The following is a 13,589-nucleotide window of genomic DNA, read 5'->3' on the forward strand; positions in this document are numbered from 1 at the left end:
GCGTATGCCACACTTTTCTTTTATTTGGTGTCCCTCAGGCAGCCAGCGACTGCCTGAATCGCCTTTACTGCTTAATGACCAGTTTCAGGTCAACAGGATATTTGGCCTGAACTTTTTCGCCCTTCAGCACTTTATCGGCAGTTTGCACGCCAGTCGCGCCAATCTGCTCAGGCAGCTGAGCGATGGTCGCAGCCAGTTTGCCATCATTTACTGCTTTTTCACCATCCGGCGTGCCGTCAAATCCGACAACCATCACATCTGATTTACCCGCAGTCTGGAGCGCACGCAGCGCGCCCAGCGCCATTTCGTCGTTCTGTGCGAATACCGCCTGCACATCAGGATGCGCGGTCAGCAGGTTCTGCATGACGTTCAGGCCCTTTGTACGGTCGAAGTCTGCCGGCTGGCTCGCCAGCACGTTGAATTTGTGCGCCGCTACAGCCTGCTGGAAGCCTTCACCACGTTCACGGGCTGCGGAAGTCCCGGCGATACCCTGCAACTCGATCACTTTCGCGCCTTCACCTGCTTTCTTCGCGATGTAGTCACCGGCGATTTTACCGCCCAGTACGTTATCAGACGCAATGTGGCTGACCACATCCCCTTTCGTTGCCTGACGGTCAAGGGTGATGACCGGGATCTTCGCCTGGTTTGCCATCTTCACGGCATTACCGACCGCGTCGGAATCGGTTGGGTTGATCAGCAGGATTTTGGTACCACGAACGGTTAAGTCCTGAACGTTAGCCAGCTCTTTCGCCGGGTTGTTCTGAGAATCCAGCACCACCAGGTTGTAGCCCAGTTTATCTGCTTCTTTCTGCGCGCCATCCTTCAGGGAGACGAAGAACGGGTTGTTCAGGGTAGAGACAACCAGCGCGATGGTGTCCTTCGCCATGGCGTTAGCACTTACGGTTGCGCTCAGCGCGACAGCAGAAACCAGGGTAGCCAGTTTTTTCATGTTCATATCTAAGATGTCCTGTAGTGTCGTCAGTTACTGTTTTTTGTTGTCTACCAGTACCGCCAGCAAAATCACCACTGCCTTAACGATCATCTGGTAATAGGAGGAAACACCTAACAAATTCAAACCATTATTCAGGAAACCGAGGATCAGTGCGCCGATCAATGTCCCAACAATGCGACCTTTACCACCCGCAAGGCTCGTACCGCCCAGAACCACTGCCGCGATGGCATCCAGCTCATAGCCCGTACCCGCCGTTGGCTGCGCGGAGGAGAGACGCGCCACTTCGATGATGCCCGCCAGAGACGCCAGCAGGCCGCACAGGGAGTAAACGATAATTTTGACTTTATTAACGCTGATACCGGACAGGCGCGTTGCCGCTTCGTTACCGCCCAGCGCATAGATATAACGACCCAGACGGGTATGGTGCAGCATGTACCATGCCGCCAGGAAGACGATAGCCATGATCCAGACCGGGGTCGGGACACCCAGCGGGCGACCGATACCGAACCAGCCAAACAGATCGGCGTTATCGGTAAAACCGGTATTAATCGGGCTGCCGTTGGTGTACACCATGGTCACACCGCGCAGCAGCAGCATCATCACCAGCGTGGCGATGAACGCCTGAACGCGACCTTTCGCCACAATCACGCCGGTTACGGCGCCAATTGCCGCACCTGCCGCCAGGGCAGCGGCAACGGCCACCAGCGCGTTGACCTCAATACCAACAATCGACGCGGCGATCGCGCCGGTGAGGGCCAGCAGGGAACCGACGGACAGATCGATACCCGAGGTCAAAATCACCAGCGTCATCCCCACCGCCATAATGGCGTTGACGGAGGTCTGCTGAAGAATGTTGAACAGGTTATTGACGGTAAAAAAGTTCGGGCTCATGGTCGAGACAATCGCGATCAGCACCAGCAGGGCAATCAGCGATTTTTGTTCCATCAGCCATGCCTTTGTGAAATAGCGGCGACCAGAAACAGCCTGGGTAGTCATCTTCTTACTCCTGATTCACGCGATTAAGCTTGCCCACAGCGGCAGCCATCAGAACTTCCTGGGTGGCCTGCTCGCGAGTGAATTCACCGCCGAGATGCCCTTCATGCATGACGATAATGCGATCGCTCATGCCTAATACCTCTGGCATCTCGGAAGAGACCAGAATGATGCTCAGACCGTCGGCCTTGAACTGGTTAATCAGCTGATATATCTCTTTCTTCGCGCCCACGTCCACGCCGCGGGTAGGTTCATCAAGGATCAACACTTTTGGGCGCGTCATCAGCCCGCGGGCAATCGCCACTTTCTGCTGATTCCCGCCGGACAACAGGCCAATCGCCTGCTCCATCGATGGGGTTTTAACGTTAAAGAGACGGATAAAATCGCTGACCGCCTGCTGCTCATCTTTGTGTTTCAGGCTGCCGCCGCTGCGGCTGAAATAGCCTAGCGCCGTCAGGGACATGTTCTCTTTCACCGACATGCCCAGCACTAAGCCGTCGCGCTTACGGTCTTCGGAAATATAGACAATGCCGTTCGCCAGGCCATCCTGCGGCGAGCGGGTGACCACCTCATGGCCGTCAAGGGTAACGTAGCCGCTGGTGCGCGGCAGTGCGCCATAGAGCACTTTCATCAGTTCGGTTCGCCCCGCGCCCATCAGGCCCGCGACGCCAAGGATCTCGCCCTTGCGCAGAGTAAAGGAGACGTCATTCACGCCCGGCCCGCAAAGGTTATCCACCTTCAGGCGGATTTCTCCCGGCGCTTTCTCCAGATGCGGATACTGATCTTCGAGCTTACGTCCCACCATCATTTCAATCAGGGTATCTTCGGTCAGGGTTGCCACTTCGCGCTCGGCAATAAACTGCCCGTCGCGAAAGACGGTGACGTCGTCGCAGATCTCGAAGATCTCTTTCATGCGGTGTGAGATATAGACAATGCCGCGGCCCTGGGATTTCAGCTCACGGATCACGCGGAACAGGGATTCGGTTTCGGTATCGGTCAGGGCGTCGGTCGGTTCATCCATAATGATGACCTTCGACTCGAAGCTCAGCACCTTCGCGATTTCCACCATCTGCTGATCGCCGATGGAAAGGTCGCCCACCAGTCGGTCGCTCTTAAAGCGCAGATTCAGCTTCGCCAGCAGTTTGTCCGCTTCGGCATACATGGTTTTCCAGTCGATTTTGCCAAACCGGTTCACGAACTCACGGCCGAGGAAGATGTTCTCCGCAATGGTGAGCTGCGGGATCAGGTTCAACTCCTGGTGGATGATGCCGATGCCCGCTTCCTGAGAGGATTTCGGGCCGTTAAAGGTGGTCTCTTTACCCAGCCACAGCAGCGAACCGGCATCGCGTTGGTAGATACCGGTCAGCACTTTCATCATGGTGGATTTGCCGGCGCCGTTTTCGCCCACCAGCGCCATGACGCGCCCGGAATAGACGTTCAGCGCCGCGCCGGAGAGGGCTTTTACGCCCGGGAACGACTTATCGATCCCTTTGAGTTGCAGTAATACGTCCATGATGGCCTCAGAAGGTGACGCCAGCACAGAGAATGATATTCGCATACGGGGAGCACTCCCCGCTGCGAATCACCGCCTGACTGTCTGCGGTTTGTTGTTTGAACTGCTCGTGCGTTGTGTAACGAATTTCTATGGTGTTTCCCTGGTGCTGTTGCAGTTGCTCAATGTGGCTGAGCAACGTTTCGTGGAGTTGCGGATTATGTTGTTTGATTTCCGCCGCGAGAATGGCCGCCTCAACCTGCATCTCCGCGGTGACCACTTCCAGTACCTGCATGAACGAGGGTACGCCCTGCGTTAACGCCATATCGATACGGGTTGTGCTGCGCGGAACCGGTAAGCCTGCATCGCAAACCACCAGCGTATCGGTATGCCCAAGACGGGAAATCACCGATGAGATTTCTGAGTTGAGTACTGTGCCTTTCTTCATTTTTTGCTCCACTAGCGAAACGTTTCGCTAAAAACAGTGTAGCCGCAGAAGTGTTCAGAAAACCATCATGACGTAACGGATTTGTGATCAACGTCGAAACGTTTCGCTAAGTGAAATGCAATAGAGGAAAATTGCCCGGCGGCGCTACGCTTGCACGGGCCTACGGGTCTGGTAGGCCGGGTAAGCGCAGCGCCACCCGGCATATTCAGAAGGGTTAAATCTCGACCTGCGTCCCCAGCTCAATCACGCGGTTAGGCGGGATCTCAAACTGGTCAGGCGCACGCAGGGCGTTACGTTGCAGAATGAGATACAGCTTGCCGCGCAGGCGCAGATACCATGGGCGCTTGCCGATGATCAGCGACTCGTGGGACATAAAGAACGACGTCTCCATCATGCGGCAACTCAGGCCTTCCAGACCGCAGCGGTGGAACACCTCTTCCACGTTCGGCGTTTCGCGCCAGCCGTAGCTTGCCACCACGCGCCAGAAGGTTGGCGACAGCTGTTCAATCTGTACGCGACGCACGTTGTGAACGTACGGCGCATCTTCGGTACGCAGCGTCAGCAGGATCACGCGCTCGTGCAGCACTTTGTTGTGCTTGAGGTTATGCATCAGCGCAAACGGGATCACGTTCAGCGCGCGAGACATATACACCGCCGTGCCCGGCACGCGCACCGGTGGGGACTTCTCCAGCGAGGCGATCATCGCCTCAAGAGAGTTACCGTGCTCGTGCATACGACGCAGCAGGCGGAAACGTTCGCTCTTCCACGTCGTCATCACAATAAACATCACCAGACCCAGCGTCAGCGGCAGCCAGCCGCCGGAGACAATCTTGTCGAGGTTCGCAGAGAACAGCGGCACGTCGATGCAGAGGAAGCCAACCAGGATCAGCCCCACGAGGAACTTATTCCAGTGCCAGTTACGGTACGCCACGGTGGTGGAGAGAATAGAGGTCAACACCATCGTTCCGGTTACCGCGATACCGTACGCCGCCGCCAGATTACTGGAGTGCTCAAAGCTGACGATAACAATCACCACCGCGAAATAGAGCAGCCAGTTGACGAACGGAATGTAGATCTGGCCAGACTCCATCTCCGAGGTATGGATAATGCGCATTGGGGAGAGATAACCCAAACGCACGGCCTGACGCGTCAGGGAGAATACGCCGGAAATGACAGCCTGAGAGGCAATGACCGTCGCCAGCGTCGCCAGGATCAGCATCGGAACCAGCGCCCAGTCCGGCGCCAGCAGGAAGAACGGGTTTTTAATCGCTTCAGGGTGTGCAAGCAGCAGAGCGCCCTGACCGAAGTAATTCAGCACCAGTGAAGGCAAGACCACGCTAAACCAGGCGACGCGAATAGGGAGTTTCCCGAAGTGGCCCATATCCGCATACAGCGCTTCAACACCGGTAATGGACAGCACCACCGCGCCCAGCGCCACAAACGACACCACTTTATATTCAAGGAAGAAATGCACCGCCCACATTGGGTTCAGCGCGTGCAGGACATCCGGGTTGGCGATAATACTGCGTAAGCCCAGCGCCGCCAGGATCAGGAACCAGGCCAGCATAATAGGCGCGAACAGCTTACCCACCAGCCCGGTACCGTGTTTTTGTATGGCAAACAGCAACGTCAGCACGATAATAGCGAGTGGCACCACCCACGTATCAAGCTGTGGCGCGACAATCTCCAGCCCCTCTATGGCCGACATTACAGAAATCGCCGGCGTAATCACGACTTCTCCATAGAAGAAGCTGCCGCCAATCAGGCCGATGATGACCAGCACGGAGGTCATTCTTGCGGACGTATTGCGCCCGGCAAGGGACATCAGGGTCAGAATACCGCCCTCGCCCGCGTTATCAGCCCGCATTACGAAAGAGAGATACTTAAGGGAGACCACCAGGATCAGCAGCCAGAAGATGAGCGAGAGGAAACCAAATACGGCGTCACGCTCTACACCAAAACCAAACTGACCGGACAGACATTCACGAAGCGTATAAAGCGGGCTGGTGCCGATATCACCGTAGACAACCCCGATCGCCGCAAGCGTTACAGCGGGTAATGATTGCTTATTATCAGTGCTCATAGACTAGTCTTTTCGTTTGAATAACAAATGTGTGCTTAGTCCCTTGGCCCACAAAAAGCGCACAGTATGCACGATTCAATGCAAAATCGTACCCCTAAATGCAGCCGCATTAATGTAGCGCAAAGAAAATAGCGCCGCACTTCAGCCTATTACCAGGCCAGACCGAAACGTCTATACTCGCTTCAATTAGCCGCCACGACGGCGAAAGGATGCAAAACTATTATGGCTCACTCACATTTATTAGCAGAAAGAATTTCCCGCCTCAGCAGTGCGCTGGAGAAAGGCCTTTACGAGCGTAGCCACGCCATTCGCCTCTGTTTACTGGCGGCGCTGAGTGGGGAAAGCGTATTTCTGCTGGGCCCGCCGGGCATTGCCAAAAGTCTGATCGCACGCCGCCTCAAATTCGCTTTCCAGAACGCGCGCGCATTCGAGTATTTGATGACGCGCTTCTCCACGCCGGAAGAAGTTTTCGGCCCACTCTCCATTCAGGCGTTAAAAGATGAGGGACGCTATGAACGTCTGACGGCGGGCTATCTTCCGGAAGCGGAAATCGTCTTTCTTGATGAGATCTGGAAAGCCGGCCCGGCCATACTGAATACCCTGTTGACGGCAATTAACGAACGCCGCTTCCGCAACGGCGCCAGCGAAGAGAAGATCCCCATGCGCCTGCTGGTGGCCGCGTCTAACGAATTGCCCGAAGCCGACAGCAGCCTGGAAGCGCTGTATGACCGTATGCTGATCCGCCTGTGGCTGGATAAAGTCCAGGATAAATCAAACTTCCGTTCTATGCTGGTAAGCCAGCAGGATGAAAACGAAAACCCGGTGGCAGCGTCATTGCAGGTCACGGACGAGGAATACCACCAGTGGCAGGAGGAGATCGGCAAGATAAAACTGCCCGATCCCGTTTTTGAGCTGATCTTCATGCTGCGCCAGCAGCTTGATTTGCTGCCTTCCGCGCCGTACGTCTCCGATCGTCGCTGGAAAAAAGCCATTCGCCTGCTCCAGGCAAGCGCGCTGTTTAGCGGCCGCGATGCTGTCGCCCCAATCGATCTGATCCTGCTGAAAGACTGCCTGTGGCATGACGCAGAAGGGATGAACCTGATGCAACAGCAGTTGGACGTTTTGATGACCGGACACGCGTGGGGTCAGCAGTCGATGCTCAATCAGCTGGGCGCGATTGCCCAACGTCGCCTTCAGCTCCAGCAGCAGCAAAGTGACAAAACCGCGCTGAAGGTGAACCGTCTTGGCGGGATGTTTGCCCGTAAACCGCACTACGAACTGCCCGCCGGGCTGACTGACGCCTCGCTCACGCTTCTTCTTCAGCAACCGCTGAAGCTGCATGATATGCAGGTTGTGCACGTGACGATCGAACGCGTTGCGCTGGCTCAGTGGCTGGATAAAGGCGGTGAGATCCGCGGTAAACTCAACGGTATCGGCTTTGCACAGCCGCTGTCAATGGAAGTCGACAGCAGCCAGCACCTTGTGATCCGCGACGTCAGCCTTCAGGGATCGCGCCTGGCGCTGCCGGGCACGGCCTCCGATACTGTTCCGGAGGAGATCAAACAACAGCTCGACGCGCTGGATAACGAATGGCATCAGCAGCACACGCGCTTCAGCGAGCAGCAGAAATGCCTCTTTATCCATAGCGACTGGTTAGGTCGCATTGAAGCCAGCTTGCAGGATGTCAGCGCGCAGATCAAACAGGCGCGTCAATGCTAACGCTGGACACGCTTAACGTCATGCTGGCGGTTAGCGAGGAAGGGTTGATCGAAGAGGTCGTCATTACCCTGCTCGCTTCACCGCAGCTGGCGGCCTTCTTTGAAAAATTCCCGAAGCTCCGAAAGGCAATGACGGACGATCTGCCCCGCTGGCGCGATAACCTGCGACAGCGGTTTAAGGAGACGGAAGTCCCGCCGGAACTGACAGAGGAAGTGGCTGGTTACCAGCAGTGCCAGCGGCTTTCAACACCGCAGTTTATTGCCCAGCTACAGCAAACCCTGACGCTGCTTGATAACGTTCACTCCCCGTTTGCCAGCCAGGCCAGAGCGCTGGTCACTGACAACCCCAGCTTTACTCCCGCCCTGCATACGCTGTTTTTACAGCGCTGGCGTCTGAGCCTTGTGGTCCAGGCCACGGCCCTTAATCAGCAGTTGCTGGACGAAGAGCGCGAACAGTTGCTCAGTGAAGTCCAGGAGCGAATGACCCTGAGCGGCCAGTTAGAACAGGTGCTGGTGGAGAATGAAAACGCCGCCGGTCGACTCTGGGATATGAGTGCCGGCCAGTTAAAGCGGGGCGATTATCAGCTGATCGTGAAGTACGGCGACTTTCTGGCACAACAGCCGGAGCTGATGAAGCTTGCAGAACAGCTCGGCCGCTCCCGGGAGGCCCGGTCGGTCCCAAAGAAAGATGCGCCGATGGAGACCTTCCGTACGCTGGTACGCGAACCCTCCACCGTACCGGAGCAGGTGGACGGGCTACAGCAAAGCGATGACATCCTGCGCCTGCTGCCCACGGAACTCAGCACGCTGGGAATGACCGAACTGGAGTATGAGTTTTATCGTCGGCTGGTGGAAAAACAGCTCATTACCTATCGACTGCATGGCGAAGCCTGGCGCGAGAAGATCAGCCAGCGTCCGGTAGTGCACCAGGATTTTGATGAGCAACCGCGCGGCCCATTTATTGTTTGCGTCGATACGTCCGGATCGATGGGGGGCTTTAATGAACAGTGTGCAAAAGCGTTCTGCCTGGCCCTGATGCGCGTGGCGCTTGCCGATCGTCGTCGCTGCTACATCATGCTCTTTTCCAGCGAAGTGGTGGGGTATGAACTGACCAGCCCACAGGGGCTGGAGCAGGCGATCCGCTTTTTAAGCCAGCGCTTTCGCGGCGGCACCGATCTGGCCAGCTGTTTTCGCAGCATCATTGAGCGCATGCAGGGCGGAGACTGGTACGACGCGGATGCGGTGGTGATTTCCGATTTTATCGCCCAGCGGCTGCCGGACGACGTCGTGAATAAAGTGAAGGAGATGCAGCGCGTGCACCAGCACCGTTTCCATGCCGTGGCGATGTCTGCACATGGAAAACCCGGCATCATGCGCATCTTCGATCACATCTGGCGCTTTGATACCGGGTTGCGTAGCCGCCTGCTCAGACGCTGGCGACGTTAATTAAAGAAGAGAACCGACGCTCTCACGTACCTGCTGCGGCCAGACCCCACACTGTACCTGACCAATGTGAGAGAGTTGCAGCAGCAGCATGGTCAGACGAGACTGGCCAATACCACCGCCGATGGTCTGCGGCATTTCACCGCGCAGCAGTGCCTGGTGCCACTCCAGTTGCAGACGATCTTCATCACCGGTCACGGCCAGCTGACGCTTCAGTGCTTCAGCATCCACGCGGATCCCCATCGAAGAGAGTTCAAACGCATCTTCCAGAACCGGGTTCCAGACCAGAATATCGCCGTTCAGACCGGCATATTCGCTTTCGCCCACGGTGCTCCAGTCATCGTAATCCGGCGCACGGACGTCGTGACGTTTACCATCAGACAATTTCCCGCCAATGCCGATAAGGAATACCGCGCCCAGCTCTTTGGCGATCGCGCGTTCACGGCCTTTGGCATCCAGATCCGGGAAACGGCTCAGCAATTCCTGACTGTGAACAAAGTGGATCGTTTCCGGCAGGAACGGTGCCAGACCAAACTCTTTGCTCACGGCCGCTTCGGTTGCTTTGATCCCGGCGTAGATCGCCTCAACGGTGGATTTCAGCGTACCGACGTGACGCTCGCCATCTCCCATTACGCGCTCCCAGTCCCACTGGTCAACGTAGACAGAGTGAATCGGGGAAAGGCGGTCTTCATCGGGGCGAAGGGCTTTCATGTGCGTGTAAAGCCCTTCGCCCGCGCTGAAGTCGTGTTGTCCCAGGGTTTGACGCTTCCACTTCGCCAGGGAATGAACCACTTCGAACTGGGCGTCTGGCAGTGTTTTCACTTTTACCTGTACCGCTTTTTCGCAACCAGACAAGTTATCCTGCGTCCCGTCACCCACGCGGCTCAGAATCGGCGCCTGAACTTCAATAAGGCCAAGCTTCTCTTCCAGCTGGCGGGAAAAATGGGATTTTACGAAACTGATCTGGCGTTGTTTTGCGATGTAAGCGGTTTTCATTATTTATACTCCTGCGTCCTGTTGATACTGATTAAGCAACAGAACAGGCGCTTAATTCAATAACCCATCAACAAAAAGCCGCCTTCACTTTTGATTCGTTAAAATAAGACGCTAGAATAGAGGGAATCATTAATCTTCATAAGAAAAACCTATGGAAAATTATCAGATCGACAATCTGGACCGCGGCATTCTGGAAGCGCTAATGGCCAACGCACGCACCGCGTATGCCGAACTGGCGAAACAATTTGGCGTCAGCCCGGGGACCATTCACGTTCGCGTCGAGAAAATGAAGCAGGCCGGGATCATCACCGGCGCACGCATTGATGTCAGCCCGAAGCAACTTGGCTACGACGTCTGCTGCTTCATTGGCATTATTCTGAAAAGCGCCAAAGATTACCCCTCCGCGCTGGAGAAACTGAACGCGCTGGATGAAGTCACCGAGGCGTACTACACCACCGGGCACTACAGCATCTTTATAAAGGTGATGTGCCGATCCATTGACGCCCTCCAGCAGGTACTTATCAACAAGATCCAAACAATCGATGAAATTCAGTCCACTGAAACCCTGATCTCCCTGCAAAACCCGATCATGCGTACTATCCGCCCGTGATCGGGCAATTTCATTCCCACATTTTCCACAGGTAGATCCCAGCTCGTTCACAGCGTACAATGGCCGCCTCTTTATCTGAGCGAGCGATCAATGGCGGACATTACTCTTATCAGCGGCAGCACCCTGGGCGGTGCGGAATATGTAGCGGAACATCTGGCTGAGAAGCTGGAAGATGCGGGCTTTTCTACACAAACGCTGCACGGACCGCTGCTGGAAGATCTCCCGACTGACGGGGTCTGGCTGCTGATCACCTCCACGCACGGCGCGGGCGATCTGCCGGATAACCTGCAACCTTTATATGACGAACTGCTGGAACAACAGCCCGATCTGTCAAACGTCCGGTTTGGCGCTGTGGGGATCGGCAGCCGTGAATATGACACTTTCTGTGGCGCCATAGAGAAAGTAGAAGCTGCGGTGACCGCCTGCGGAGCAAAACAGCTGGGTGAAACGCTGAAGATCAACATCCTCGATCATGACATTCCCGAAGATCCAGCCGAGATCTGGCTCGCGGAATGGAAAAATTTACTCAAAAACGATTAAAGATCGTGCGATCAGATGTGGATAACTCTGGTTAAAAGCTCGTATTAAGCCGTAGTTATCCAAAGAACAACGTTGGTTTAGTTTTTGACCTGTGTATAAAGTGGCGATCTGATCCCAGCTTATACGGTCCAGGATCACCGATCATTCACAGCAAACGATCCTTCCTAACTGCATGATCTTATTTATGGGATCGGACTTATCCACAAAGGTCTGCGATCCTAATAAGAGATCACAATAGAACAGATCTTTAAATAAAAAGATCTTCTTTTTAATAGCCCAGGATCCCAATGCTTTCTCGAAAGACTAAAGTTGAGTAGAATCCACGGCCCGGGCTTCAATCCATTTTCATACCGCTTTACGCGAGGCAGACCACCATGTTTTATCAGGATCCTTTTGACGTCATCATCATTGGCGGGGGTCACGCAGGCACTGAGGCCGCAATGGCCGCAGCGCGAATGGGTCAGCAGACCCTGCTTTTGACACACAATATCGACACGCTGGGACAAATGTCCTGTAATCCGGCGATTGGCGGCATTGGGAAAGGACACCTGGTAAAAGAAGTGGATGCGCTTGGCGGCCTGATGGCGAAAGCGATCGATCGTGCGGGCATTCAGTTTAGGATACTAAACGCGAGTAAAGGTCCGGCTGTTCGCGCCACCCGTGCACAGGCAGACCGCGTGCTTTACCGTCAGGCTGTGCGCACCGCGCTGGAAAACCAACCGAACCTGATGATCTTCCAGCAGGCGGTAGAAGATCTTATCGTGGAGAACGATCGTGTTGTTGGCGCCGTGACCCAGATGGGTCTTAAGTTCCGCGCAAAAGCGGTGGTGCTGACGGTCGGGACATTCCTGGACGGTAAAATCCATATTGGTCTGGACAACTACAGCGGTGGCCGTGCTGGCGATCCGCCGTCGATTCCGTTATCTCGTCGTCTGCGTGAACTGCCGCTGCGCGTAAGCCGCCTGAAAACCGGTACGCCGCCGCGTATTGATGCGCGCACCATTGATTTCAGCGTGCTCGCACAGCAGCACGGCGATAACCCGATGCCGGTGTTCTCGTTCATGGGCAATGCGGCGCAACATCCGCAGCAGGTGCCGTGCTACATCACGCACACCAATGAAAAAACCCATGACGTGATCCGCAATAACCTCGATCGCAGCCCAATGTACGCCGGTGTGATCGAAGGGATCGGCCCACGTTATTGCCCGTCGATCGAAGACAAGGTGATGCGATTTGCCGATCGTAACCAGCACCAGATCTTCCTCGAACCTGAAGGGCTGACCTCTAACGAAATTTATCCAAACGGCATCTCCACCAGCCTGCCGTTCGACGTGCAGATGCAGATTGTGCGTTCAATGCAGGGCATGGAAAACGCGAAGATCGTTCGTCCTGGCTACGCTATTGAGTACGATTTCTTCGATCCGCGCGACCTGAAGCCGACGCTGGAAAGCAAATTCATCCAGGGTCTGTTCTTCGCAGGCCAGATTAACGGTACCACCGGGTACGAAGAAGCTGCCGCACAAGGGTTGCTGGCCGGTCTGAACGCCGCTCGCTTCTCTGCCGAGAAAGAGGGCTGGGCACCGGCGCGTTCTCAGGCTTACCTGGGCGTTCTGGTCGACGATCTCTGCACGCTGGGGACCAAAGAACCGTACCGCATGTTTACTTCTCGTGCGGAATATCGCCTGATGCTGCGCGAAGACAATGCCGATCTGCGTCTGACTGAGGTGGGCCGTGAATTGGGTCTGGTGGATGACGAACGCTGGGCGCGCTTCAACGAGAAGCTGGAGCGTATCGAACAGGAACGTCAGCGCCTGAAAACCACCTGGGTGAATCCGCAGGCGGAAACCGCTGCCGAAGTAAACGCTCACTTAACAGCACCGCTGTCGCGCGAAGCCAGCGGGGAAGATCTGCTGCGCCGTCCTGAAGTCACCTACGAGAATCTGGTCAAACTGACCGCGTTCGCGCCGGGCCTTGAAGACGCGGAAGCGGCCGAGCAGGTCGAAATCCAGGTGAAATACGAAGGCTACATCGCGCGTCAGCAGGATGAGATCGAAAAACAGCAGCGCAACGAAAACACGCTGCTGCCGGAAATGCTGGACTATCGTCAGGTGACGGGCCTTTCCAACGAAGTGATCGCTAAGCTGAACGATCACAAACCTGTGTCGATTGGCCAGGCCTCACGTATCTCCGGCGTCACACCTGCCGCGATTTCGATTCTGCTGGTGTGGCTGAAAAAGCAGGGTATGCTGCGCCGCAGCGCGTAATGCTCTGAAAATTGCCCGGTGGCGCTGCGCTTACCGGGCCTACTGAACCC

Annotated in this window: 11 protein-coding genes; 5 read left to right on the forward strand and 6 right to left on the reverse strand. The window is 55.7% G+C overall.

Going from position 1 to position 13,589, the window contains the following annotated elements; translation table 11 throughout:
* Positions 1–64 precede the first annotated feature (64 nt).
* From rbsB to kup, 5 genes are all read right to left on the reverse strand, one after another.
* Positions 65–955, reverse strand: a complete 891-nt coding sequence (gene rbsB / locus O1721_RS03500) for a ribose ABC transporter substrate-binding protein RbsB (protein WP_003862397.1) — start codon at positions 953–955, stop codon at positions 65–67.
* A gap of 27 nt (positions 956–982) precedes the next feature.
* A complete protein-coding gene (gene rbsC / locus O1721_RS03505) occupies positions 983–1,948 on the reverse strand; it encodes a ribose ABC transporter permease (RefSeq protein WP_003862395.1) in 966 nt (321 codons plus the stop codon).
* 4 nt (positions 1,949–1,952) lie between these two features.
* Positions 1,953–3,458, reverse strand: coding sequence for a ribose ABC transporter ATP-binding protein RbsA (rbsA, locus tag O1721_RS03510; RefSeq protein WP_017383711.1), 1,506 nt, complete (start codon positions 3,456–3,458; stop codon positions 1,953–1,955).
* 7 nt (positions 3,459–3,465) lie between these two features.
* The gene (rbsD, locus tag O1721_RS03515) at positions 3,466–3,885 is read right to left on the reverse strand and encodes a D-ribose pyranase (protein WP_003862392.1); all 420 of its coding nucleotides are present in this window, start codon (positions 3,883–3,885) and stop codon (positions 3,466–3,468) included.
* A 214-nt stretch (positions 3,886–4,099) separates the two neighbouring features.
* A complete protein-coding gene (gene kup / locus O1721_RS03520) occupies positions 4,100–5,968 on the reverse strand; it encodes a low affinity potassium transporter Kup (protein ID WP_006808744.1) in 1,869 nt (622 codons plus the stop codon).
* A gap of 222 nt (positions 5,969–6,190) precedes the next feature.
* Here kup and ravA point away from each other — a divergent pair, with 222 nt between their 5' ends.
* Together ravA and viaA are read left to right on the forward strand one after the other, a co-directional pair.
* Positions 6,191–7,687 carry an ATPase RavA gene (ravA, locus tag O1721_RS03525; RefSeq protein WP_032646645.1) on the forward strand — a complete coding sequence of 499 codons (1,497 nt, stop codon included), beginning with the start codon at positions 6,191–6,193 and terminating at the stop codon, positions 7,685–7,687.
* On the forward strand, positions 7,681–9,132 hold the full coding sequence (gene viaA, locus O1721_RS03530) for an ATPase RavA stimulator ViaA (protein ID WP_015570153.1): 1,452 nt from the start codon (positions 7,681–7,683) through the stop codon (positions 9,130–9,132). The genes ravA and viaA overlap by 7 nt, the downstream gene beginning before the upstream one ends.
* Here the strand turns inward: viaA and asnA are convergent, their stop codons facing one another.
* Positions 9,133–10,125, reverse strand: coding sequence for an aspartate--ammonia ligase (asnA, locus tag O1721_RS03535; protein ID WP_003862385.1), 993 nt, complete (start codon positions 10,123–10,125; stop codon positions 9,133–9,135).
* A 151-nt stretch (positions 10,126–10,276) separates the two neighbouring features.
* Between asnA and asnC the strand changes: the two genes are divergently transcribed.
* From asnC to mnmG, 3 genes are all read left to right on the forward strand, one after another.
* Positions 10,277–10,735 carry a transcriptional regulator AsnC gene (asnC, locus tag O1721_RS03540; RefSeq protein ID WP_003862383.1) on the forward strand — a complete coding sequence of 153 codons (459 nt, stop codon included), beginning with the start codon at positions 10,277–10,279 and terminating at the stop codon, positions 10,733–10,735.
* Between the two features lie 90 nt (positions 10,736–10,825).
* Complete coding sequence (gene mioC / locus O1721_RS03545; protein WP_003862381.1) at positions 10,826–11,275, forward strand: FMN-binding protein MioC; 450 nt, start codon at positions 10,826–10,828, stop codon at positions 11,273–11,275.
* Positions 11,276–11,649: 374 nt separating this feature from the next.
* Positions 11,650–13,539, forward strand: coding sequence for a tRNA uridine-5-carboxymethylaminomethyl(34) synthesis enzyme MnmG (mnmG, locus tag O1721_RS03550; RefSeq protein ID WP_017383709.1), 1,890 nt, complete (start codon positions 11,650–11,652; stop codon positions 13,537–13,539).
* The last annotated feature ends 50 nt before the right edge of the window (positions 13,540–13,589 follow it).

It is taken from the genome of Enterobacter cloacae complex sp. HYC033_NIDB (genome assembly GCF_056673335.1).

Coding starts and splice junctions, on each gene's coding strand:
- rbsB (WP_003862397.1), bottom strand. CDS start 955: ATGAACATGAAAAAACTGGCTACCCTGGTTTCTGCTGTCGCGCTGAGC.
- rbsC (WP_003862395.1), bottom strand. CDS start 1,948: ATGACTACCCAGGCTGTTTCTGGTCGCCGCTATTTCACAAAGGCATGG.
- rbsA (WP_017383711.1), bottom strand. CDS start 3,458: ATGGACGTATTACTGCAACTCAAAGGGATCGATAAGTCGTTCCCGGGC.
- rbsD (WP_003862392.1), bottom strand. CDS start 3,885: ATGAAGAAAGGCACAGTACTCAACTCAGAAATCTCATCGGTGATTTCC.
- kup (WP_006808744.1), bottom strand. CDS start 5,968: ATGAGCACTGATAATAAGCAATCATTACCCGCTGTAACGCTTGCGGCG.
- ravA (WP_032646645.1), top strand. CDS start 6,191: ATGGCTCACTCACATTTATTAGCAGAAAGAATTTCCCGCCTCAGCAGT.
- viaA (WP_015570153.1), top strand. CDS start 7,681: ATGCTAACGCTGGACACGCTTAACGTCATGCTGGCGGTTAGCGAGGAA.
- asnA (WP_003862385.1), bottom strand. CDS start 10,125: ATGAAAACCGCTTACATCGCAAAACAACGCCAGATCAGTTTCGTAAAA.
- asnC (WP_003862383.1), top strand. CDS start 10,277: ATGGAAAATTATCAGATCGACAATCTGGACCGCGGCATTCTGGAAGCG.
- mioC (WP_003862381.1), top strand. CDS start 10,826: ATGGCGGACATTACTCTTATCAGCGGCAGCACCCTGGGCGGTGCGGAA.
- mnmG (WP_017383709.1), top strand. CDS start 11,650: ATGTTTTATCAGGATCCTTTTGACGTCATCATCATTGGCGGGGGTCAC.